The sequence below is a fragment of the Pseudomonas sp. P4795 genome, assembly GCF_048822895.1.
Taxonomy (GTDB): Bacteria; Pseudomonadota; Gammaproteobacteria; order Pseudomonadales; family Pseudomonadaceae; genus Aquipseudomonas.
Genome location: NZ_JBMFBT010000010.1, coordinates 40,681 through 61,691, shown reverse-complemented (window position 1 = coordinate 61,691; position 21,011 = coordinate 40,681). Strand labels below are relative to the sequence as shown.

At 59.0% G+C, this 21,011-nt stretch carries 21 protein-coding genes and 4 tRNA genes; 12 read left to right on the top strand and 13 right to left on the bottom strand.

Translation table 11 applies throughout. The features are described 5' to 3' along the window. Positions 1 to 10 precede the first annotated feature (10 nt). On the top strand, positions 11 to 412 hold the full coding sequence (locus tag ACOI8A_RS24445; protein ID WP_420648434.1) for a type IV pilin protein: 402 nt from the start codon (positions 11 to 13) through the stop codon (positions 410 to 412). Between the two features lie 56 nt (positions 413 to 468). Beyond that, positions 469 to 1,569, top strand: a complete 1,101-nt coding sequence (gene thiO, locus ACOI8A_RS24440) for a glycine oxidase ThiO (protein ID WP_420648433.1) — start codon at positions 469 to 471, stop codon at positions 1,567 to 1,569. Between the two features lie 112 nt (positions 1,570 to 1,681). Here thiO and ACOI8A_RS24435 read toward each other — a convergent pair whose 3' ends face one another. The 4 genes from ACOI8A_RS24435 to ACOI8A_RS24420 all read right to left on the bottom strand — a co-directional run bounded on the left by ACOI8A_RS24435 (position 1,682) and on the right by ACOI8A_RS24420 (position 5,980). Beyond that, the gene (locus tag ACOI8A_RS24435) at positions 1,682 to 3,028 is read right to left on the bottom strand and encodes a sigma-54-dependent transcriptional regulator (protein WP_420648432.1); all 1,347 of its coding nucleotides are present in this window, start codon (positions 3,026 to 3,028) and stop codon (positions 1,682 to 1,684) included. Further along, complete coding sequence (locus ACOI8A_RS24430; RefSeq protein WP_420648620.1) at positions 3,025 to 4,614, bottom strand: sensor histidine kinase; 1,590 nt, start codon at positions 4,612 to 4,614, stop codon at positions 3,025 to 3,027. The genes ACOI8A_RS24435 and ACOI8A_RS24430 overlap by 4 nt, the downstream gene beginning before the upstream one ends. Further along, on the bottom strand, positions 4,604 to 4,837 hold the full coding sequence (locus tag ACOI8A_RS24425; RefSeq protein ID WP_420648431.1) for a PP0621 family protein: 234 nt from the start codon (positions 4,835 to 4,837) through the stop codon (positions 4,604 to 4,606). Before ACOI8A_RS24425 ends, ACOI8A_RS24430 begins: the two co-directional genes overlap by 11 nt. Positions 4,838 to 4,963: 126 nt before the next feature. Further along, entirely contained in the window at positions 4,964 to 5,980 is a 1,017-nt protein-coding gene (locus tag ACOI8A_RS24420; protein ID WP_420648430.1) for an outer membrane protein assembly factor BamD, read from the bottom strand. Positions 5,981 to 6,131: 151 nt separating this feature from the next. Here ACOI8A_RS24420 and rluD point away from each other — a divergent pair, with 151 nt between their 5' ends. From rluD to ACOI8A_RS24385, 7 genes are all read left to right on the top strand, one after another. After that, complete coding sequence (rluD, locus tag ACOI8A_RS24415; protein WP_420648429.1) at positions 6,132 to 7,094, top strand: 23S rRNA pseudouridine(1911/1915/1917) synthase RluD; 963 nt, start codon at positions 6,132 to 6,134, stop codon at positions 7,092 to 7,094. Beyond that, positions 7,091 to 7,813, top strand: coding sequence for a peptidoglycan editing factor PgeF (gene pgeF, locus ACOI8A_RS24410; protein WP_420648428.1), 723 nt, complete (start codon positions 7,091 to 7,093; stop codon positions 7,811 to 7,813). The genes rluD and pgeF overlap by 4 nt, the downstream gene beginning before the upstream one ends. Positions 7,814 to 7,944: 131 nt before the next feature. Then, on the top strand, positions 7,945 to 10,509 hold the full coding sequence (gene clpB / locus ACOI8A_RS24405) for an ATP-dependent chaperone ClpB (RefSeq protein ID WP_420648427.1): 2,565 nt from the start codon (positions 7,945 to 7,947) through the stop codon (positions 10,507 to 10,509). Between the two features lie 298 nt (positions 10,510 to 10,807). Continuing rightward, positions 10,808 to 10,883: transfer RNA gene (locus ACOI8A_RS24400), tRNA-Asn, on the top strand. Positions 10,884 to 10,892: 9 nt separating this feature from the next. Next, a tRNA-Pro gene (locus tag ACOI8A_RS24395) sits at positions 10,893 to 10,969 on the top strand. 5 nt (positions 10,970 to 10,974) lie between these two features. Further along, positions 10,975 to 11,050 (top strand) — tRNA-Lys (locus ACOI8A_RS24390). A gap of 94 nt (positions 11,051 to 11,144) precedes the next feature. Continuing rightward, positions 11,145 to 11,221 (top strand) — tRNA-Pro (locus ACOI8A_RS24385). 142 nt (positions 11,222 to 11,363) lie between these two features. Here the strand turns inward: ACOI8A_RS24385 and ACOI8A_RS24380 are convergent. The 4 genes from ACOI8A_RS24380 to ACOI8A_RS24365 all read right to left on the bottom strand — a co-directional run bounded on the left by ACOI8A_RS24380 (position 11,364) and on the right by ACOI8A_RS24365 (position 14,101). Beyond that, positions 11,364 to 12,662: an NAD(P)/FAD-dependent oxidoreductase gene (locus ACOI8A_RS24380; RefSeq protein WP_420648426.1), complete on the bottom strand. Its 1,299-nt coding sequence runs from the start codon at positions 12,660 to 12,662 to the stop codon at positions 11,364 to 11,366. Positions 12,663 to 12,725: 63 nt separating this feature from the next. After that, on the bottom strand, positions 12,726 to 12,899 hold the full coding sequence (locus ACOI8A_RS24375; protein WP_060543358.1) for a DUF3094 domain-containing protein: 174 nt from the start codon (positions 12,897 to 12,899) through the stop codon (positions 12,726 to 12,728). 51 nt (positions 12,900 to 12,950) lie between these two features. After that, the gene (locus tag ACOI8A_RS24370; RefSeq protein WP_420648425.1) at positions 12,951 to 13,478 is read right to left on the bottom strand and encodes an MOSC domain-containing protein; all 528 of its coding nucleotides are present in this window, start codon (positions 13,476 to 13,478) and stop codon (positions 12,951 to 12,953) included. After that, positions 13,475 to 14,101, bottom strand: coding sequence for a DUF1780 domain-containing protein (locus ACOI8A_RS24365; protein ID WP_008078503.1), 627 nt, complete (start codon positions 14,099 to 14,101; stop codon positions 13,475 to 13,477). The genes ACOI8A_RS24370 and ACOI8A_RS24365 overlap by 4 nt, the downstream gene beginning before the upstream one ends. 153 nt (positions 14,102 to 14,254) lie before the next feature. Between ACOI8A_RS24365 and ACOI8A_RS24360 the strand changes: the two genes are divergently transcribed. Further along, the gene (locus tag ACOI8A_RS24360; protein ID WP_420648424.1) at positions 14,255 to 14,944 is read left to right on the top strand and encodes an energy-coupling factor ABC transporter permease; all 690 of its coding nucleotides are present in this window, start codon (positions 14,255 to 14,257) and stop codon (positions 14,942 to 14,944) included. 7 nt (positions 14,945 to 14,951) lie between these two features. Here ACOI8A_RS24360 and yacG read toward each other — a convergent pair whose 3' ends face one another. Genes yacG through pilB form a run of 5 tightly spaced genes read right to left on the bottom strand, consistent with a single transcriptional unit; the run spans position 14,952 to position 19,563 of the window. Further along, a complete protein-coding gene (gene yacG, locus ACOI8A_RS24355) occupies positions 14,952 to 15,152 on the bottom strand; it encodes a DNA gyrase inhibitor YacG (protein ID WP_420648423.1) in 201 nt (66 codons plus the stop codon). After that, positions 15,149 to 15,772 (bottom strand): dephospho-CoA kinase, encoded by a 624-nt coding sequence (gene coaE / locus ACOI8A_RS24350; RefSeq protein WP_420648422.1) that lies wholly within the window; start codon positions 15,770 to 15,772, stop codon positions 15,149 to 15,151. Before coaE ends, yacG begins: the two co-directional genes overlap by 4 nt. Next, the gene (locus ACOI8A_RS24345; RefSeq protein WP_420648421.1) at positions 15,769 to 16,641 is read right to left on the bottom strand and encodes a prepilin peptidase; all 873 of its coding nucleotides are present in this window, start codon (positions 16,639 to 16,641) and stop codon (positions 15,769 to 15,771) included. Before ACOI8A_RS24345 ends, coaE begins: the two co-directional genes overlap by 4 nt. A gap of 1 nt (position 16,642) precedes the next feature. Then, the gene (locus ACOI8A_RS24340) at positions 16,643 to 17,860 is read right to left on the bottom strand and encodes a type II secretion system F family protein (protein WP_420648420.1); all 1,218 of its coding nucleotides are present in this window, start codon (positions 17,858 to 17,860) and stop codon (positions 16,643 to 16,645) included. A gap of 2 nt (positions 17,861 to 17,862) precedes the next feature. Further along, a complete protein-coding gene (gene pilB / locus ACOI8A_RS24335; RefSeq protein ID WP_420648419.1) occupies positions 17,863 to 19,563 on the bottom strand; it encodes a type IV-A pilus assembly ATPase PilB in 1,701 nt (566 codons plus the stop codon). Between the two features lie 228 nt (positions 19,564 to 19,791). On the opposite strand from pilB, the gene ACOI8A_RS24330 reads away from it, so the two are divergent. Both ACOI8A_RS24330 and ACOI8A_RS24325 read left to right on the top strand, forming a co-directional pair. Then, entirely contained in the window at positions 19,792 to 20,232 is a 441-nt protein-coding gene (locus ACOI8A_RS24330; RefSeq protein WP_420648418.1) for a pilin, read from the top strand. A 298-nt stretch (positions 20,233 to 20,530) separates the two neighbouring features. Next, complete coding sequence (locus tag ACOI8A_RS24325; protein WP_420648417.1) at positions 20,531 to 20,884, top strand: BON domain-containing protein; 354 nt, start codon at positions 20,531 to 20,533, stop codon at positions 20,882 to 20,884. The last annotated feature ends 127 nt before the right edge of the window (positions 20,885 to 21,011 follow it).

The window sequence follows — 21,011 nt, the reverse complement described above, 5'->3', positions numbered from 1 at the left end:
GACTTGAGGCATGCGCAGATCCAACCGCGGATTCACCCTGATCGAAATCATGATCGTGATTGCGATCATCGGGATCGTCATTACCATTGCCGCACCGAGTTTGACCGAATACGTGAAAAAGGGCCGTCGCGCTGAAGTGGTCTCGCTGCTCTCGGAACAATCGCAGATCCTCGAACGCTTCTACTCGAAGAACAATATCTACACCGGTATCACCGGGCTGAGCACCGGCAACGATTTCTACACCATCACGCCGACCATCACTGACCAGACCTTCCTGCTGACTGCAATGCGCAAGACCGGCACGGCGATGGCCACCGACAAGTGCGGGGATTTCACCCTGACCAACACCGGCGTCAGAAGCATGAACAACGCAACAACCGGGCTGACCACCAAAGATTGCTGGGGTCGCTGAGCCGTTTTTCTTCGGGCGCCTTTTGCGCCCACGTCTTTTTTACGGTTGGATCAAACATGACCAGGCAACAGCAAGTGGTGATTGTCGGTGGCGGCGTGATTGGCCTGCTCACCGCATACAACCTCGCCTCCGAAGTGCGCAGCGTGGTGCTGCTGGATCGTTCGAATCTCGGTCAGGAGTCGTCCTGGGCCGGGGGCGGCATCGTTTCGCCGCTCTATCCTTGGCGCTACAGCCCGGCGGTTACCGCGCTGGCGCATTGGTCGCAGGATTTTTATCCACAACTCGGTGAGCGTTTGCTTGCGGCGACCGGGGTCGATCCCGAAGTACACGTCACTGGCCTGTATTGGCTGGATCTGGAGGACGAAGCCGAGGCGCTGGCCTGGGCAGCGCGGGAAAATCGTCCGCTGCGGGCTGTGGATATCTCGGCCGCGCACGATGCGGTGCCGGTGCTTGGCAGTGGATTCTCGCGGGCGATCTACATGGCTGATGTGGCCAATGTGCGCAATCCACGCCTGGTCAAATCGTTGAAAGCGGCCTTGCTGGCGCTGCCCAATGTGACGATTCACGAGCAATGTGAAGTCAGCGGTTTTGTTCGTGAGGGCAATCAGGTAGTTGGCGTGCAGACTTCCCATGGCGTGATTGCCGGTGATCAAGTGGTGCTGACTGCCGGTGCCTGGAGCGGCGAGTTGCTCAAGACGCTGGAGCTGACGTTGCCGGTCGAACCGGTCAAGGGCCAGATGATTCTCTACAAGTGTGCGGCGGACTTTCTGCCGAGCATGGTGCTGGCCAAGGGGCGTTATGCGATCCCGCGCCGCGATGGGCACATTCTGATCGGCAGTACGCTGGAGCATGAAGGCTTCGACAAGACCCCGACCGATGTGGCGCTGGAAAGTCTGAAGGCGTCGGCGGTGGAGTTGCTGCCGGCGCTGGCCGAGGCTGAAGTGGTGGGGCATTGGGCCGGGTTGCGTCCGGGTTCACCGGAAGGAATTCCATACATCGGCCGGGTGCCGGGGTTCGAAGGGTTGTGGCTGAACTGCGGGCATTACCGTAATGGGCTGGTACTGGCGCCGGCGTCGTGTCAGTTGTTTGCCGATGTGATGCTTGGGCGCAAGCCGATCATTGATCCTGCGCCGTATGCACCTGAGGGCCGTATTTAATTTCAAATTTCTACGCATCTGTTAGATCGCCATCGCGGGCAAGCCCGCTCCCACAGGGATTTGTATAACGCCATAGATCCCTGTGGGAGCGGGCTTGCCCGCGATGAGGCCCTCAATCCAGACCGAGTTTTTTCAGTCGATAGCGCATCGAGCGAAACGACAGATTCAACCGCTGCGCCGCCGCCGTCCGGTTCCACCGAGTCTCCTCCAGCGCCTGCAAAATCAGTTTGCGTTCGACGTTCTCCAGATAATCCTCGAGATTGTCGATCTGCGTCAGATCAGCAATACCACCCTCGGCCGCACAATTGCCCTCGCTCAGACGCAGATCCTGCGCCTCGATCGTGCGCTGCTCACACAGGGTGTGCGCCCGCTCCAGTACGTTCTCCAGTTCACGCACATTGCCCGGGAAGCGGTAATTCTTCAGCGCCTCCAAGGCTTGCGGATGCAAGCGCGCCGCGGGTTGCCCGCTGCCATTGGCCAAGCGCTTGAGCATGTGGCTGGCGAGGGTTTCGATGTCATCGCGACGTTCGCGCAGGGACGGCACGCGCAGTTCGATCACATTCAAGCGGTAATACAGATCCTGACGAAAGCGCTCGGCCGCAACCTCGGCGTCGAGATCCTTGTGCGTGGCGCACAGAATGCGCACATCGACCACGCTTTCCTGCTGGCCGCCGACGCTGCGTACGGCTTTTTCCTGAATCGCCCGCAGCAATTTGACCTGCATCGACAGCGGTAAATCCGCCACTTCATCGAGAAACAGCGTGCCGCCATGCGCTGTCTGAAACAGCCCTGGCTTGTCCTCCATGGCGCCGGTGAAACTGCCTTTGCGGTGACCGAAGAATTCGCTTTCCATCAACTCTGAAGGAATCGCCCCGCAGTTCACCGGCACAAACGGCTGGCTGGCGCGCGGACCTTGTTCGTGGATCAGTCGCGCGACCAGCTCCTTGCCGCTACCGGACTCGCCGCTTATATATACCGGCGCCTGACTGCGGGCGAGTTTGTCGATCTGTTTGCGCAAGTTGCGCATCGGCAGCGAATCGCCAAGCAATCGCCGCTCGATCGACGTACACACACCGCCGGCTGCCGGCATGCGCAGGGCAGTGCTGACCAGTTCGCGCAGCCGGGTCAGATCCACAGGTTTGGTGAGGAAGTCGAAGGCGCCGGCCTTCAGCGCGTTGATCGCGGTTTCCAGGCTGCCGTAGGCGGTGATCATCGCCACCGGCAGTTGTGGATAACGTTGCTGGATGTGCTGCACCAGATCCAGACCGGTACCATCGGGCAGACGCATGTCGGTCAGGCACAGCTCGAACGTCTCGCGATGCAATAAAGCCTGGGCCTCGCTGAGATTACGTGCGCTGTAAGTATCGAGTTTCATCCGTCCCAGGGTGATTTCCAGGAGTTCGCGGATATCCGGTTCGTCATCAACGATGAGAATTTTTTGCCGTGAGCTCGTATTCAACTTTGTTTCCGTCCGTGAGCAAAGGTGATGCGAAAGCAGCCGCCGCCTTGGCGTGGTTTGAAGTCTAGGCGCGCTTGATTGCTTTCGCACAGCTCACGGGACAGATAAAGCCCAAGGCCGGTGCCTTGATGACTTGTGGTGAAAAACGGTTCGAACAGATGGGCCTGCTGATCAGGTGGCACGCCGGGGCCGTTGTCCTGCACTTCGAGCACTGCCAGCTGGCTGTCGGGGTCGATGAACAGTGCCAGCCAGACCTCGGCGGGATCGTGCAACAGAGCGCTGTGGCGCCAGCCGTTGCGTAACAGATTGTCGAGAATTTGCGTCAATTGGTTGGGGTCCATCAGCGTGCCGAAGTCTCCCGCATCGATGCGCAGATGAATCTGCTGGCGTTCGCTGGCTTGCTCGCGACTTTCAGCGACGAACTGCTCCAGCCACGGCTTGAGATCAAGGCGTTGCGGGGCGCTGTGCTGGCGGCGGGACAGTTGCAGGACGTTTTCGATGACTCGATTCATGCGCTGGGAGTGGTCTTGAATAATCTGCGTCAGACGCCGATCCGCGCCATCGAGTTCCTCGGATTCCTGCAGCAACTGCGCGGCGTGACTGATGGCGCCCAGCGGATTACGGATTTCGTGGGCGATACCGGCGGTCAGTCGCCCAAGTGCGGCGAGCTTCAATTGCTGCGCTTGTTGGGCGATTTGCGCCAGATCTTCGAGGAAAACCAGCGTCTGCCGGTTCGGGCTGTGTTTTAGCGCGATGAAGTTCGGTTGCAGCTCCAGACCGTTGCCAGCCATCTTCAGGCTTTGCGGGCGCAGGCTTGGATTGTTCAGCCACAGTTGCAGGCGTTCGACCAGCGCGCTCGAATAATCGTCGATCAACAAGCCTTCTAGATGAGGCTGGCCGATCAGGGTTTTCGCACTGTGGTTGGCCAGTTGCACCCGACGTTGCTCGTCGAGCACCAGAATCCCGGTGCGCATGCGTTGCAGGATCAGCGCGTTGAGTGCTTCGAGGCCGACCACTTCGCTGGCGCGTTGCTCGGCCAGGGTTTCACTGACTTCAAGTCGGCGGATCAAACCCTGCACCAGCAGTGACGCAGCGAAACACAGCGCACCGAGGGTGCCCGCTTGCAGATAATCGTTGGCGCTCAGCGGATGACTGAAACTCAGCAGAAAGCTCAGGACGACAATGCCGATGGCGCCAATCGCCGCAATCAGCAGGCCGATGCGCCGCCGCAGCAAGGTATTGCTGATCGCCACCGAGACAATCAGCAAATTGCCTATGGCGCTGCCCACACCGCCGGCAGCATAAAACAGGCCGCACAGCAGCAGCACATCGACCAATGAGAGGGCAAACAGCTGCGTCGGGCGACGGATGTTCTCTAGGAACACCACCAGCAGAATATTCAGCACCAGGTACAACCAACTGCCATTGCGCAGCCACTCGTCGTTGGCTGACGTCAGCAGGCGGTTGTCCATGTTGCTGGAGATCAGCAGCACCAGCGTGATGCCGATACTTAAACGGTAGAGGTGATAAAGGCGCAGCAGTCGCTGAGCCTGTTTGCTGTCGGCGTTGGCGGCCTCAGCGGTCACTGGCACCCGGGCCTTGCTCAAGGTGAGCCTGGCTGCAATACCACTGTTGTTGCAGGTTCAGCGCGCGGTCACGCGGCAGGTGCACGCCGCAGTGGGCGCAGCGCACCATGGGCGCGGCGTCTTGCTCGCGCGGCGATTGGGCGGACGCGGCAGGCGCTTTGAATTTGCGCCACAGCCACAGCGCGGCGGCAATCAGGGCGATCCAGAACAGTAAACGAAGCATGATGGGCGGCTTTTCGACGGATGAATCGGCAGTTTAGCCAAGGACTCGGCAGGCGCACAGCCTATTAAATCGCGGCAATAAAAAAGGGAGATCCGCAGATCTCCCTTTTTCGTACCGCCGATGTAATCAGTCGAACAGACCAAAGGTCATGTAGCTGAAGATCGAGCGGTCAGTGTCGCTTGATTCCGGCTCAGGCTCTTCGATCACGTCGCCGTTCTCGTCTTTCGGCTTGAGATCGTTCGGAATCGCGTCTTTCGCGTCCTGGTACTGCTTCTGCACGTCCTGGTTGGCGCGGGTTTCGCCCGGCGGCAGCGGTGGACGCGATTCGATCAGGCCCAGAGTCGCCTTGCTCAGGAACGAACGGTTGTCGGCTTCGGCGACCGTTGGCACGAACTGACCGTCTTGCAGGGTGCGGTGATTCGGGTAGTTGAGCTTCAGGGTTTCCAGACTGGTGGCAGCCAGTTCGTCGAGGTGCAGACGCTGGTAAGCCTCGGTCATCACCGCCAGACCGTCACCGACCGATGGGGTTTCCTGGAAGTTCTCAACCACGTAACGGCCACGGTTGGCAGCGGCTACGTAGGCCTGACGGGTGAGGTAGTAGTCGGCCACGTGGATTTCGTAGGCCGCCAGCAGGTTGCGCAGATAAATCATGCGCTGCTTGGCGTCCGGCGCGTAGCGGCTGTTCGGGTAGCGGCTGGTCAACTGGGCGAACTCGTTGTAAGAGTCGCGGGCAGCGCCCGGGTCACGCTTGGTCATGTCCAGCGGCAGGAAACGCGCCAACAGGCCGACGTCCTGGTCGAACGAGGTCAGACCCTTGAGGTAATACGCGTAATCCACGTTCGGATGCTGTGGGTGCAAACGAATGAAGCGCTCGGCGGCGGACTTGGCAGCTTCCGGCTCGGCGTTCTTGTAGTTGGCGTAGATCAGCTCGAGTTGTGCCTGGTCAGCGTAGCGACCGAACGGATAACGCGACTCCAGGGCCTTCAGCTTGGCTGTGGCACTGGTGTAGCTATTGTTGTCCAGGTCCTGCTGAGCCTGCTGGTACAGCTCGGCTTCACTCAGGTTCTCGTCTACGACTTCCTTCGATGAGCAAGCAGCGGTCAATGCGAGGATGGCGATCAGCAGCAGGTGTTTCACTTGCATGGCGGCTTGCGTCCCTATGACGGCCGCTGTCTTGGGCGGGGCCGTCCTGTTATGATGAGCGCCCCGTTGAAAAGCCTCGGGGCAAAAGACGCCGTATTTAACCACAAGCGCGCAGCCGAAACCAAAAGCTGTGCCGACGCACAGTCAGAGCATGTCCGATAAAATTGAACTTCGCGCAGAGGTGCCGTCCGATTTGGGCGGCCAACGCCTCGATCAAGTCGCCGCCCAACTCTTCGCTGAGCACTCGCGCTCGCGCCTTTCCGCCTGGATCAAAGACGGCCGCCTGACTGTGGATGGGGCGGTTATCCGCCCGCGAGACATCGTTCACGGTGGCGCCATTCTTGAGTTGACTGCCGAGCAGGAAGCTCAGGGCGAATGGATCGCTCAAGACATCGAACTCGACATCGTTTACGAAGATGACGACATTCTGGTGATCAACAAGCCTGCGGGCCTGGTGGTGCACCCGGCTGCCGGTCACGCCGATGGCACCTTGCTCAACGCCTTGCTGCACCACGTGCCGGACATCATCAATGTTCCGCGCGCCGGTATCGTGCATCGTCTGGACAAGGACACCACCGGTCTGATGGTGGTGGCCAAGACCATTCAGGCGCAGACCCAACTGGTCACCCAGTTGCAAAGTCGCAGCGTCAGCCGGATCTACGAGTGCATCGTGATTGGCGTGGTCACTGCTGGTGGCAAGATCAACGCCCCGATCGGTCGTCACGGCCAGCAGCGCCAGCGCATGGCGGTGATGGAAGGCGGCAAGCCTGCCGTCAGCCACTACCGCGTGCTGGAGCGTTTCCGTTCCCACACTCACGTGCGGGTCAAGCTGGAAACCGGTCGTACGCACCAGATTCGCGTACACATGGCGCACATCAACTTCCCGTTGGTCGGCGATCCGGCGTACGGCGGCCGTTTCCGCATTCCGCCAGCGGCCAACGTGAACATGGTTGAAACCCTGAAGGCATTCCCGCGCCAGGCACTGCACGCACGCTTCCTGGAGCTGGATCATCCGACGACCGGTAAGCGCATGAGCTGGGAATCGCCATTGCCAGAAGACCTGGTGTGGCTGCTGACCTTGCTCAAGCAGGATCGCGAGGCGTTCATCGGATGAACTGGCTGACGCCGGACTGGCCCGCGCCGGCCAGCGTCAAAGCCTGTGTCACCACCCGCGAGGGCGGCGTCAGTCTGGCGCCGTTCGACAGCCTCAATCTTGGCGATCATGTCGATGACAGCCCCGCAGCTGTCGCCGAAAACCGCCGACGCCTGACTGAGCACTTTTCGATCAAGCCTGCCTGGTTGCAGCAGGTCCACGGAATTGCCGTGGCCCATGCCGATCCGGGTGTGGTTGCGACCGCTGATGCCAGTTGGACGGATACGCCTGGAGTTGCCTGCACGGCGATGACGGCGGATTGCCTGCCTGCATTGTTCTGCAACCGTGCCGGCACTCGCGTTGCCGCAGCCCATGCCGGTTGGCGCGGTCTGGCGGCCGGAGTGCTGGAAGCCACGCTCGACAGTCTGGACGTTGCTCCCGAAGAAATTCTGGTCTGGCTTGGTCCGGCCATCGGTCCGCAAGCCTTTGAAGTCGGCCCGGAAGTCCGGGAAGTCTTCGTCAATCAATTGCCCGAAGCCGCGGCAGCTTTTGTCCCGAGCCACAACGCCGGCAAGTTCATGGCCGACATCTATATGCTGGCGCGTTTGCGTTTAGCTGTGCGTGGTGTCACAGCGGTTTATGGCGGCGGTTTCTGCACCGTCAGCGATCCGCGCTTCTTTTCCTATCGCCGTGCTTCGCGCACCGGTCGATTTGCCTCTCTGGTTTGGCTCACCCGCTAAGCTTGTCTGACTTGCATCAACTCTCCGACGCTTGAATCTTGCAGAATCGACCGCATCTACAGTGGTATCTGGCAGGTTTCTTTATTCAGGATGGTTTCTTAGGTCCGGCCTGCTCAAAAGGAAGGTGACCCATGCGTATAGACCGTTTAACCAGTAAATTGCAGTTAGCCTTGTCCGACGCCCAGTCTTTGGCGGTCGGTCATGATCATCCGGGCATTGAGCCAGCACATTTGATGCAGGCGATGCTCGAACAGCAGGGTGGTTCGATCAAACCCCTGCTGATGCAGGTGGGCTTCGACGTCAACAGCCTGCGCAAAGAGCTGACCAAAGAGCTCGACCAATTACCGAAAATCCAGAACCCGACTGGCGATGTGAACATGTCGCAGGATCTGGCGCGCCTGCTTAACCAGGCTGACCGTCTGGCGCAGCAGAAGGGCGACCAGTTCATTTCCAGCGAGCTGGTGTTGCTGGCGGCGATGGACGAGAACAGCAAGCTCGGCAAGTTGCTGCTCGGCCAAGGCGTGAGCAAGAAAGCTCTGGAAAACGCCATCAACAATCTGCGCGGTGGCGAGGCGGTGAATGACGCCAACCACGAAGAGTCGCGTCAGGCGTTGGATAAATACACTGTCGACCTGACCAAGCGCGCCGAAGAGGGCAAGCTTGATCCGGTAATCGGCCGTGACGACGAAATCCGCCGCACGATTCAGGTTCTGCAACGCCGCACCAAAAACAACCCGGTGCTGATCGGTGAGCCTGGCGTGGGTAAAACCGCGATTGCCGAAGGTCTGGCCCAGCGCATCATCAACGGCGAAGTGCCGGATGGCCTCAAGGGCAAGCGTCTGCTGTCGCTTGATATGGGCGCGCTGATTGCCGGTGCCAAGTATCGCGGCGAGTTCGAAGAGCGCCTGAAATCCTTGCTCAACGAGCTGTCGAAGCAGGAAGGGCAGATCATTCTGTTCATCGACGAGCTGCACACCATGGTCGGCGCCGGTAAAGGCGAAGGCTCGATGGATGCCGGCAACATGCTTAAACCGGCACTGGCGCGCGGCGAGCTGCACTGCGTCGGCGCGACCACGCTCAACGAGTACCGCCAATATATAGAGAAGGACGCGGCCCTCGAGCGGCGTTTCCAGAAAGTACTGGTGGAAGAACCTAGTGAAGAAGACACCATCGCGATCCTGCGTGGCCTCAAAGAGCGTTACGAGGTTCACCACAAGGTGGCTATCACCGACGGCGCGATCATAGCGGCAGCCAAGCTCAGCCATCGCTATATCACTGATCGGCAGCTGCCGGACAAGGCCATCGACCTCATCGACGAAGCCGCCAGCCGCATCCGCATGGAGATCGACTCCAAGCCGGAAGTGCTCGATCGTCTGGAACGACGTCTGATTCAGTTGAAGGTGGAATCCCAGGCGCTGAAGAAAGAAAGCGACGAAGCGGCGATGAAACGTCTGGAAAAACTCCAGGAAGAAATCGTCCGGCTTGAGCGCGAGTACTCCGATCTGGAAGAGATCTGGAACTCGGAGAAAGCCGAGGTGCAGGGTTCTGCGCAGATTCAGCAGAAGATCGAACAGTCGCGTCAGGAGCTGGAAGCGGCTCGGCGTAAAGGCGACCTGAACCGCATGGCCGAGTTGCAGTACGGGGTGATCCCGGATCTGGAGCGCAGCCTGCAAATGGTCGATCAGCACGGCAAAAGCGAAAACCAGTTACTGCGCAGCAAGGTGACCGAAGAGGAAATCGCTGAAGTCGTTTCGAAGTGGACCGGCATTCCGGTATCGAAAATGCTCGAAGGCGAGCGCGACAAGCTGATGAAGATGGAAAGCCTGTTGCACAAGCGCGTGATCGGTCAGGAAGAAGCGGTCGTCGCCGTTTCCAATGCGGTGCGGCGGTCGCGCGCCGGGTTGTCCGACCCGAATCGCCCGAGCGGCTCGTTCATGTTCCTCGGCCCGACCGGTGTCGGTAAAACCGAGCTGTGCAAGGCGCTGGCCGAATTCCTCTTTGATACCGAAGAGGCGATGGTGCGGATCGATATGTCCGAGTTCATGGAGAAACATTCCGTGGCTCGCTTGATCGGTGCGCCACCGGGATACGTTGGCTATGAAGAAGGCGGTTACCTGACCGAAGCGGTACGCCGCAAGCCTTACTCGGTGATCTTGCTGGACGAAGTCGAGAAGGCGCATCCGGATGTGTTCAACATTCTGCTGCAAGTGCTCGAGGATGGTCGCCTGACTGACAGCCACGGTCGTACAGTGGACTTCCGCAATACCGTGATCGTCATGACCTCGAACCTGGGTTCGGTGCAGATCCAGGAACTGGTGGGGGATCGGGAAGCGCAACGTGCGGCGGTAATGGACGCACTGACCACGCACTTCCGCCCGGAATTCATCAACCGGGTTGACGAAGTAGTGATCTTCGAGCCGCTGGCGCGGGATCAGATCGCGGGCATTACCGAGATCCAGTTGGGCCGTCTGCGCAGTCGTCTGGCCGAGCGTGAGCTGAAGCTGGAACTGAGCCCGGAGGCGATGGACAAGCTGATCGCCGTCGGTTACGACCCGGTGTACGGCGCGCGTCCTTTGAAGCGCGCGATTCAACGCTGGATCGAGAACCCGTTGGCGCAACTGATCCTGTCGGGTCGGTTCATGCCGGGCGAGACCGCTACCGGCATCGTGACCAACGACGAGATCACCTTCGACTGACGCTTTATGCTGTCGATGTAACCAAGGCCTCGCATTGCGAGGCCTTTTTTTCGCCAGGCTGTTGAACTCTAAGGAAAAGGCTTGTAAAGTGCGCCCCGCAGTCAGTCACCCACAAGGGTTTCAGCTCACCGAGCAGGAATCTGAAATAAGTTGCAAATCATTAACTTGAAAGCGATTTAGGGGGTTGACAGAGGTGTTCTAGGTTGTAGAATAGCGCGCCTCAGACACACTAACGCAGCGATGCGAAAGCGGTGTCGAGAAGCTGCAAGTTTCACCGTTGTAAATTGAAATATGTAGTTCCGTGATAGCTCAGTCGGTAGAGCAAATGACTGTTAATCATTGGGTCCCAGGTTCGAGTCCTGGTCACGGAGCCAATTTCAAACCGGGGTATAGCGCAGTCCGGTAGCGCGCCTGCTTTGGGAGCAGGATGTCAGGAGTTCGAATCCCCTTACCCCGACCATTTTTGGGTCGTTAGCTCAGTTGGTAGAGCAGTTGGCTTTTAACCAATTGGTCGTAGGTTCGAATCCCACACGACCCACCATTTTTGAAACCAGTTAACACTGGGATCGAATCTTAAGATCAGGCGCCAAAAGCGCTGATCGAAGAAGGCGATCGAAAGGTCGCCTTTTTTTTACCGGGGTATAGCGCAGTCCGGTAGCGCGCCTGCTTTGGGAGCAGGATGTCAGGAGTTCGAATCCCCTTACCCCGACCATATTAAAAATCCTCGTATCGAAAGATACGGGGATTTTTTTTGTGTTTCGTTTATGAACAGACCATGGCGCTGTTCTACAGACATGAAAAAAGCCGCGCTTTTCAAAAGGAAAGCGCGGCTTTTTTATACAGCTGGTTTTACATCAATGCAGTTTCAAACGTGGCTCGGTGCCGCGTCCGATCTTGCTGCCAAGCATCAGCATCGCCGTGCGGAACGGCCCATACAGCGCCACCTGGTGCATGCGGTACAGCGACACGTAAAACATCCGCGCCAGCCAGCCCTCGAGCATCACGCTGCCGGTCAGGTTGCCCATCAAGTTACCCACAGCGGAAAAACGCGACAGCGAAATCAGCGAGCCGTAGTCGGTGTACTTGTACTCCGGCAGTGTCTTGCCTTCGATGCGCAGTTTCAGCGATTTGGCCAGCAACGACGCCTGTTGGTGCGCAGCCTGAGCGCGCGGCGGCACGTTGCGGTCGGTGCCCGGTTGCGGGCAAGCGGCGCAGTCACCGAAGGCGAAAATATTTTCATCACGGGTGGTCTGCAAAGTCGGCAGCACTTGCAGCTGATTGATGCGATTGGTTTCCAGACCGTCGATGTCCTTGAGGAAGCCCGGCGCACGAATACCGGCCGCCCAGACTTTCAGGCTGGCCTTGATCTCGTTGCCATCGGCGGTGATCAGGCTGTCGGCGGTGACTTCGCTGACCGAAGCGTTGGTCATCACGTTGACGCCCAGCTTCTCCAGGGTTTTGTGCACTGGCCCGCCGATACGTTCCGGCAGGGCAGGCAGCACCCGTGGCCCGGCTTCGATCAGGGTGATGTGCATGTTTTCCGGTTTGATCCGGTCCAGACCGTAAGCCGCCAGTTCATGCGCAGCGTTGTGCAGTTCGGCTGCCAGCTCCACGCCCGTGGCGCCAGCGCCGACGATGGCCACGCTGATCTGCTCGACCGTATCGGTCTGCCCGGCATGCGCGCGCAGGTAGTGATTCAGCAACTGCTGATGGAAACGCTCGGCCTGTTTGCGCGTGTCGAGGAACAGGCAATGCTGCGCCGCGCCCTGGGTGCCGAAATCGTTGGTGGTGCTGCCGACTGCGATCACCAGCGAGTCGTAGGCCACTTCGCGCGCGGGCACCAGTTCGACGCCGTTTTCGTCGTAAGTGGCCGCTAGCTGAATTTTCTTCGAGGCGCGATCAAGCCCGCTCATGCGCCCCAGCTGAAACTCGAAGTGGTTCCATTTGGCCTGGGCAACATAGTTGAGTTCGTCTTCGGAAGAGTTCAGCGATCCGGCGGCTACTTCGTGCAGCAGCGGTTTCCAGATGTGCGTCAGGTTCGCGTCGACCAGCATCACGCTGGCCGTGCCGCGTTTGCCCAGAGTCTTACCCAGACGGGTAGCCAACTCCAGACCGCCGGCGCCGCCGCCGACAATAACAATACGATGGGACATAGGGATAACTCGCAAGGTTTTTAAAGGAAATCGGTGCGGTTACCCAAGCGAGCGCGAGGCAGCTCATAGCGTCAGGTAACTGATAAATCGGCTCAACAAGCCCAGACCAATGGTCACTGCCAGCACCAGCACCAGGAGCATCCACGGCCGGAAAGGCCGGCGCTCGACTCGGTGTTGGGACAGATGCAGGTACTCTTCGACATGCTTTTGGTCATCGGGGTTCAGGCGGCTGGTCATAAAGGCCTCGTCAGGTAGACGTTGCTGAATGTGCAGAAGCTACAGCGGTTTTCAACCGGGGTTGAACGGAGCATAGCCGCTGTCCGGCAGCGGTTCGACGAGCACGTTATCGTCGAGGCGAATGATCCCGCTTTGTAACACTCGCGCGGTGATTCCGCCATGCCCGCGCACCGCTTGAAAGGTGCCGGGGCCGAGGTTGTTTTGCAGGCGCGCGCAGGGCTGGCACCAGCCGGTGGTTTCGAAAATCGCCTGACCAATGCGAAAGCGCCGGCCCTTGAGGCTGAACAGGTTGATGCCACTGATGACCAGATTGCGCCGCAGATCTTCAGGTTTGACGGGTTGCTCGCTCGGGCGGCCCATCAAAGCGCTGATCACTGCCAGGTGTTCCCACTGAATCAACGTCACCTGCCGCGCATTGCGTACGCCGGGACGCGCGTGGTCGCCGGTCAGTCCAGCCTCCAGCCGAGCTTCGACTGCATCGAGTTCGATCATTGGCCCACGCGATTCGGGACGCACGCCGATCCAGCGCACCCGGCCAGTCTGTGGAACATCCGCGATCAATTGTTGAAGTGGCGTCACAGGCTGATCCCGACATCGAACACGATGCTGCGCCCGAGGTTGCTGCGCAGAAAGTCCGGTGCATCCGGATGCGCGAACAGCACGCGGGCAAAAGTCGGCCCGACCAGCGACAGCGAGCGCCAGCCTTGGCGCAGATATTCGGTCGGCGGTGGAAAGTGGCTGTTCAAATCGAGCACTTCACGCTTGAGGCTGGCGAAAGCAATGATGTCCAGCTCGCCCAGATCCATCCCGCGTTCCTTGTAGTTGTGCGCCTTTTTACGCAAGGTCGGCGCCAGTCGCATGAGGAACTCGTTGGCCGGAATACGTTTGGGTTTGGCTTCGCGACGCACCAGTTGGCTGAGGGAAAACGCGCTACGCCGCCGTTGCAGTTCATCGCGCCATTCGTCGTTGAGCCGCCGGCCTTCATCCAGAACGAAGAACACTTCGAAGTTGGCGTCACGAAACAACACGTCCGGTGGCTCGCCAGCGGGGGCGAATTCGTCGGCGCGATACGGAATGTTCAAGCCTTGCAGCAGGCGTTGGCAGACCCAACGCTCACGCTCCCATTTGCGGGCATTGGACAGGAACGCGTTGGCTTGCTCGGCCGCGATGGTCAGCAGGCGTAGGTAATCTGAGTCATCCATAGGCCCAAGCTTAGCGTTCAAATGCGACAAGCAGAAAGCTTTGCTTGGGCTGATGCACTCCGAGTAGCGGTGTAGACTTCGACATCACGGACTATCGGCACGATGAAATACCTCCTACACGGGTGTGGGATGTTGTTACGAGGCGAGGGAGTCATGATTGGCGCGGAACTGCTTTCGACGATGAGCCTGACGCTCGGCTGGCTGATTTATCTGCCGGTGCTGCTGTGGGCGATCTGGCGTGCGCCGTGGGTCGAGCTGTTCAGCGACAGTCGCCGGCAGCATTTGCTGTTCGGCACGGTGTTCGCGTTGTTTCTGCTGTGGCTGGTGCGCAGGGATTTTGACACTGGCGTGTCGTATCACTTTATCGGCATGACCGCCGTGACGCTGCTGCTGGACTGGCCGTTGGCAATCATCGGCGGTCTGGTGGCGCAGATCGGTCTGGTGCTGCTCGGGCGTCAGGATCTGGCGGCGCTCGGGGTCAACGGTGCATTGTTTATTCTGCTGCCGGTGCTGATCACCGAGTGCGTGGCGATCCTCGTCGAGCGCGCTCAGCCGCGCAATCCGTTTGTGTATATCTTCTGCTCGGGGTTTCTCGCCGCCGCGCTATCGGCGCTGCTGTGCCTGTTGCTCAGCCTGACATTGCTCTGGTACGACGGCATCTTCGCCATGCCGGAGTGGCTGGAAGATTTCATCGGCTACCTGTGGCTGATCATATTTCCCGAGGCCTTCATCAATGGCATGGTGGTCAGCGCGCTGGTGGTGTTCAGCCCGGAATGGCTGGAAACCTTCAACCGCACGCGCTACCTGTCGGCGCCGTGGAAGGATGACGATCCGAAGTCTTGATCCGCGCTCAGTGACGCGGATCGAAGTCGCCGGAAAACAGTTCATCTTCGGCATCCGGCGCAACCGGAATCTTGTGCTCTTCCGACGCCCAGGCGCCGAGGTCGATCAGCTTGCAGCGATCCGAGCAGAACGGGCGGGCTTTGTTCGCTGGAGTGAATTCCACGGGGGCGCCACAGGTCGGGCATTCTACGGTTGGGATCTGGCTCATGCTTGGCCTCCGGATAAAGTCAGGTAAAAGTGATGCAGGCGTTCGACCTCGCTGTGCAGCCAGGCGAGGTCGCGGTCGTTGACCACCACGTCGTCGGCACGGTTCACTCGGTCTTCGCGGCTGGATTGGGCCTTGAGGATTGCCTGAACCTGCTGCTCGCTGGTCTGGTCACGCTGCAAGGTGCGTTCGATCTGCAGTTGTTGCGGGGCGTCGATCACCAGGATGCGCTGAGTCATCGCGTATTGCCCGGACTCGATCAGCAGCGGCGATACCAGAATCGCGTAGGGCGATTTTGCCAGCGCCAGATGATGGGCGATCTCTTCGCCGATCAGCGGATGCAGCAAGGCTTCGAGCCAGCGCCGTTCCTCGGGGACTTCAAAGATCAGTTTGCGTAGCGCCGCGCGATCAAGCGTGCCGTCGGCCTGTAATACGCCAGCGCTGAAATGCTCGGCTATCTTCGCCAGTGCCGGACGCCCCGGTTCGACTACCCAGCGCGCCGCGTGATCGGCATCCACTACATGGATGCCGAGGTCGATGAAGTGCTGGGCCGCCGCGCTTTTGCCGCTGCCGATGCCGCCGGTCAGGCCGAGAATCCAGGGTTGTTTCACAGAGGTGTTCATTGCAAACCGACAAACTGCCAATAGAAGCCGGTTATTTGACCACCCCAGAGCAAAGCGATCCAGCCGGCAATTGCCAGAAACGGCCCGAAGGGGATCGGCGTTGAGGTTTTTTGCTCGCGCAGGCGCAGAAAAATCACGCCGATCACCGCGCCGACCAGCGATGACAGGAGGATGGTCAGCGGCAGAATCTGCCAGCCACCCCAAGCGCCAATCAACGCCAGCAACTTGAAATCGCCATGACCGATGCCGTCCTTGCCAGTAATCAGTTTGAACAGCCAGAACACCGACCACAGCGCCATGTAACCGGCCACCGCGCCCCACAGCGCGTCATGCAGCGAAGCGAACAGCCCGAAGCTGTTGACGATCAAACCCAGCCACAGCAGCGGCAGCACCAGCACATCCGGTAGCAGCTGATGCTCGGTGTCGATCAGACTCATCGCCAGCAAGCCCCAAGTGAGCACGATCAACCAACCTGCCGGCCAGCCAAACCCCAAGTGCCAGGCGATGAAGGCCGAGAGCAGGCCGCAAGCCAGTTCGGTCAGTGGATAACGCTTGCTGATCGGTGCTGCGCAACTTGAGCAGCGTCCACGCAACAACACGTAACTGAGCACAGGAATATTTTCCCAGGCGCGGATGCGGTGGCCGCAGTGCGGGCATTGTGAATGCGGCAGCATCAGGTTGTAGGTCGGCAGCGGTGTTTCGCCGGGCAAGCCGAGTACGTCCTGTGCCTGCTGGCGCCATTCGCGCTCAAGCATTTTCGGCAGGCGCCAGATCACCACGTTGAGGAAGCTGCCGACCACCAGCCCCAGCACCAGTGCAGTGAGGGTGAAGGCCAGCGGATACAGGCTGAGGAATTCGTCGATGGGCATGTCAGATCGCTGAACCGAGCTGGAAGATCGGCAGATACATCGCCACTACCAGACCACCGACGATGACCCCGAGCACCACCATGATGAACGGCTCCATCAGGCTGGTGAGGTTGTCGACCATGTTATCCACTTCCTCTTCGTAGAATCCGGCGACCTTGTCGAGCATTTCATCCAGCGCGCCGGACTCCTCGCCGATGGCAGTCATCTGCACCGCCATGTTCGGAAACACCCCGGTGCTGCGCATCGAAAAATTCAGCTGCATGCCGGTGGATACGTCCTGACGGACGCGCAATATCGCACGCTTGAACACCACGTTACCGGCGGCACCGGCCACCGAATCCAGCGCCTCCACCAACGGCACCCCGGCGGCGAAAGTGGTCGAGAGAGTGCGGGCAAAGCGCGCCACCGCCGATTTGTACATCAGTGTGCCGACCAGCGGCAGCTTCAACAGCCAGGTGTCGCGCTTGTCGCGAAAAGTCTGCGAGGTTTTCAGCGCATGGCGCGTACCGAAGAACGCTGCGACCAACGCGCCAAGAATTGCCCACCACCATTGCTGCATGAACTCCGACAGACTGATCACCATCAAGGTGAATGCCGGCAGCTCAGCGCCGAAACCGGAAAAAACCGACTGAAACTGCGGCACCACTTTCACCAGCAGAATCCCGGTGACCACCGCCGCCACCAGTACTACGGCAGTAGGGTAGGTCATGGCTTTCTTGATTTTGGCCTTGAGACGTTCGGTCTTTTCCTTGTAGGTGGCGACCCGCTCCAACAGGGTGTCGAGGGCGCCGGATTGCTCGCCGGCATCCACCAGGTTGCAATACAGCTCATCGAAATATTGCGGCTTTTTGCGCAGCGCGGCGGCGAAGCTGTTGCCCGCGGCGACTTCCTGTTTCACCTCGTCCACCAGTTTGCGCATGGCCGGGTTATCGAAGCCTTCGCCGATGATGTCGAACGACTGCAACAGTGGCACGCCGGCCTTCATCATGGTCGCCATCTGCCGGGTGAACAGCGCGATGTCCTGCGCCTTGATGCGTTTGCCCAGGCTTAGCCAGGACGCGGATTTCTTGCGCACTTTGCCGGGGTTGATCCCTTGCTTGCGCAGCTGTGCCTTGATCAGCGCGGGGTTGTGCCCGCTCAACTCTCCGGTGACTTTGCTGCCTTTCTTGTCCATGCCTTCCCAGGAATAGACGCTGATTTTCGCTGCCTTGACCGCCATGTTCAGTCCTTGGTGACCCGGTTGATTTCTTCAAGGCTGGTGATGCCTTGCATGGCTTTGATCAGGCCCGAGGTGCGCAGATCGTTGAAGCCGTCGCGGCGCATCTGCGCGTCGATTTCCAGCGAGTTGCCCGAGGCCATGATCAGCCGTTGCAGCTCGGGGGTGTTCTTCACTACTTCATAAATGCCGATGCGGCCCTTGTAGCCGTTGTTGCAGAGATCGCATCCGACGGGCTCATAGAGGGTAAAACTGCCGATGCGTTCCGCGGGGAAGCCTTCCTTGATCAGGGTTTCGCGCGGAATTTCGATGGGTTTCTTGCAGTGGCTGCACAGCTTGCGCGCCAGACGCTGGGCGATGATCAAGCTGACCGAGGTGGCGATGTTGAAGCCGGGAATGCCCATGTTGTGCAAACGGGTCAGGGTTTCCGCAGCGCTGTTGGTGTGCAGCGTGGACAACACAAGGTGGCCGGTCTGCGCCGCTTTGATGGCGATCTCTGCAGTTTCGAGGTCACGAATCTCGCCGACCATGATCACGTCCGGGTCCTGACGCAGGAACGAGCGCAGCGCCTGGGCGAAATCCAGCCCTTGGCGCGGATTGACGTTGACCTGATTGACGCCTTCCATGTTGATTTCCACCGGGTCTTCGGCGGTGGAGATATTGATGTCGACGGTGTTGAGAATGTTGATCCCGGTATACAGCGAAACGGTTTTGCCTGAACCGGTCGGGCCGGTCACCAGAATCATCCCCTGTGGCTGCTTGAGCGCGGCCATGTACAAGTCTTTTTGCTCCGGCTCGTAGCCGAGGGCGTCGATGCCCATCTGCGCGCTGGACGGATCGAGGATCCGGATCACGACCTTTTCGCCCCACAGCGTCGGCAGAGTATTGACCCGGAAATCGATCGATTTGGATTTCGACAAACGCAGCTTGATCCGGCCGTCCTGAGGTTTGCGCCGTTCCGAGATGTCGAGGCTGGCCATGACTTTCAGCCGCGCGGCGATCCGTCCCGCCAGTTGAATCGGTGGCTTGGCCACTTCGCGCAGGATGCCGTCGGTGCGCACGCGAACCCGGTAGGTTTTCTCGTAGGGTTCGAAGTGCAGGTCGGAAGAGCCGCTCTTGATCGCATCGAGCAGCATCTTGTGCACGAAGCGCACCACGGGCGCATCGTCGGCGTCCATCCCGCCGATAGCGTCCTGTTTGTTGTCATCAATGGATTCGACGTCCAGCCCGTCAAGGTCGACATCGGCCATGTCTTCCAGACCGCTGGTGTGAGTGTCGAAGAATTTCTCGATGGCATCACTGAGCTTGTCGTCCTCGACCAGGATCGCTTCGGTGCTCAGCCCGGTACTGAACTGGATGTCATTGATTGCCTGATAATTGCTCGGATCGGAAATCCCCACAAACAGTTTGTTACCGCGTCGCCACAGGGGCAGGGCGTGGTGCTGACGCACCAGTTTTTCACTGACCAGGCCTTTGGGCTGGGTTTCCTTGTCCAGACAGCTGAGGTCCATGAAGGCCATGCCGAAGTGCTCGGAGGCGATCTCTGCGACCTGGTAACTCTTCACCAGTTTGTTTTGCACCAGATAGCTGACCAGCGACAGTCGATTGCGCTGGGCCTGTTGCCAAGCGTGCTGGGCGCTTTTTTCCGTGAGCAGTTCGGCCTGTACCAGTTGTTTGGCCAGACCGCTCAGAGCGATGTCGTTCATGGGGATTCCGTGCGCTTGCAGTTCATGACTTATAGCCTAGTCAAGTGACAGCACAAAACACGGTGGGTGCAGGTGACAAAAAGCGTCAGATAGTGCGGTTACGGGTTGTAGGACGGCGCCTTGCAGCGCCTTCGCCCCCTGCGTTCGGGGCCTTGCGGCGGTTGGCATGGGCTGTGCTGAGTCCTTGTCAGATCATGAGACTTCGACTCATGCATGGAGAGCCTGTCTATGAACAACCAAAAAGGTTTCACGCTGATCGAGCTGCTGATCGTAGTGGCGATCATCGGCATTCTGGCGACCATCGCCCTGCCACAGTATTCCAAGTATCAGGCGCGCTCCAAGGTGACGGCGGGTCTGGCAGAGATCAGCGCTTTGAAAGTGCCATTTGAAGACACCATCAATCAGGGCACAGATCCGACGCTGACGCTGGTAGCGGGTGGTGCTGCGGCGACGACCTCCAACTGCACACTCGCGGCTACCGGCACAGCTTCTACGGGGGCCGGCTCGATCACTTGCACGTTGCTCAACGCACCCGGCCCGGTGCTGGGTAAAACGATCACACTCAGCCGCTCCGGCGCGGCCACTGGGGCCACATCAGGCGTGTGGACCTGTGCAACGACAGTGAACGCGGAATACTCCCCTAAAGGCTGCACTGCCAGCGGCGCGTAATCCGTCAGATCTCGTAAAACAAATGCCCCGCGTTGCGGGGCATTTTGATTTGTGCAGCACTTAACAAAAGCTTCAATAATTTCAGCGTCTTAGGAACTTTCCCAAAACCTGCAACTTGCATGTCGTTTTATCGAGTCTCATGCAATTTGCATGATTCCGAAAATTTACGGTTTTGTTAACGCATTGATTTATATGAATATTTTGTCTTTTGAAAAGTTGGCACAGCCTTCGCAATATCTACCGTAACCCTGCTGACAAGACACGCAGCAGACTTTCCAGAAAAACAGGAGTTACTCGTATGAAGAAGTTCGCTATCACTGCCGCTGCTGCTACCGCGCTGACCCTGACCATGGCTTCCGGTGCATTTGCCCAGACTCAAGCCACCCAGGCTCCAATGACTCTCGCGGCTGGCGAAGTTACTGAAATGAAACAAGACACCTCCGACACCTGGATCACCACCAAGGTCAAAGCCGACCTGGTTACCGAAAAAGGCATTCCTGGTACCGACATCAAAGTAGAAACCAACAAAGGCGTTGTTTCGCTCTCCTCGACTACTGCTGTCACTGAATCGCAGAAAGACGTGGCTGTAGCTATCGCCAAGAAAATCAAAGGCGTTAAAGCGGTCGCCGCTGACGGCCTGAAAGCCGAGTAAGGCAAGACTTCTCGCCTGAACCGGGAGAAGACGCGACAGCCGGGCCGAGCAATACGTCTGTCGCACCTTTAGAGTTCATGCGAACGGCCACATGGAATGTGGTCATTGCAGGCCCTGACACTTGTGT

Coding starts and splice junctions, on each gene's coding strand:
- ACOI8A_RS24445 (WP_420648434.1), top strand. CDS start 11: ATGCGCAGATCCAACCGCGGATTCACCCTGATCGAAATCATGATCGTG.
- thiO (WP_420648433.1), top strand. CDS start 469: ATGACCAGGCAACAGCAAGTGGTGATTGTCGGTGGCGGCGTGATTGGC.
- ACOI8A_RS24425 (WP_420648431.1), bottom strand. CDS start 4,837: ATGCTTCGTTTACTGTTCTGGATCGCCCTGATTGCCGCCGCGCTGTGG.
- ACOI8A_RS24420 (WP_420648430.1), bottom strand. CDS start 5,980: ATGCAAGTGAAACACCTGCTGCTGATCGCCATCCTCGCATTGACCGCT.
- rluD (WP_420648429.1), top strand. CDS start 6,132: ATGTCCGATAAAATTGAACTTCGCGCAGAGGTGCCGTCCGATTTGGGC.
- pgeF (WP_420648428.1), top strand. CDS start 7,091: ATGAACTGGCTGACGCCGGACTGGCCCGCGCCGGCCAGCGTCAAAGCC.
- clpB (WP_420648427.1), top strand. CDS start 7,945: ATGCGTATAGACCGTTTAACCAGTAAATTGCAGTTAGCCTTGTCCGAC.
- ACOI8A_RS24380 (WP_420648426.1), bottom strand. CDS start 12,662: ATGTCCCATCGTATTGTTATTGTCGGCGGCGGCGCCGGCGGTCTGGAG.
- ACOI8A_RS24375 (WP_060543358.1), bottom strand. CDS start 12,899: ATGACCAGCCGCCTGAACCCCGATGACCAAAAGCATGTCGAAGAGTAC.
- ACOI8A_RS24365 (WP_008078503.1), bottom strand. CDS start 14,101: ATGGATGACTCAGATTACCTACGCCTGCTGACCATCGCGGCCGAGCAA.
- ACOI8A_RS24360 (WP_420648424.1), top strand. CDS start 14,255: ATGATTGGCGCGGAACTGCTTTCGACGATGAGCCTGACGCTCGGCTGG.
- yacG (WP_420648423.1), bottom strand. CDS start 15,152: ATGAGCCAGATCCCAACCGTAGAATGCCCGACCTGTGGCGCCCCCGTG.
- coaE (WP_420648422.1), bottom strand. CDS start 15,772: ATGAACACCTCTGTGAAACAACCCTGGATTCTCGGCCTGACCGGCGGC.
- ACOI8A_RS24345 (WP_420648421.1), bottom strand. CDS start 16,641: ATGCCCATCGACGAATTCCTCAGCCTGTATCCGCTGGCCTTCACCCTC.
- ACOI8A_RS24340 (WP_420648420.1), bottom strand. CDS start 17,860: ATGGCGGTCAAGGCAGCGAAAATCAGCGTCTATTCCTGGGAAGGCATG.
- pilB (WP_420648419.1), bottom strand. CDS start 19,563: ATGAACGACATCGCTCTGAGCGGTCTGGCCAAACAACTGGTACAGGCC.
- ACOI8A_RS24330 (WP_420648418.1), top strand. CDS start 19,792: ATGAACAACCAAAAAGGTTTCACGCTGATCGAGCTGCTGATCGTAGTG.
- ACOI8A_RS24325 (WP_420648417.1), top strand. CDS start 20,531: ATGAAGAAGTTCGCTATCACTGCCGCTGCTGCTACCGCGCTGACCCTG.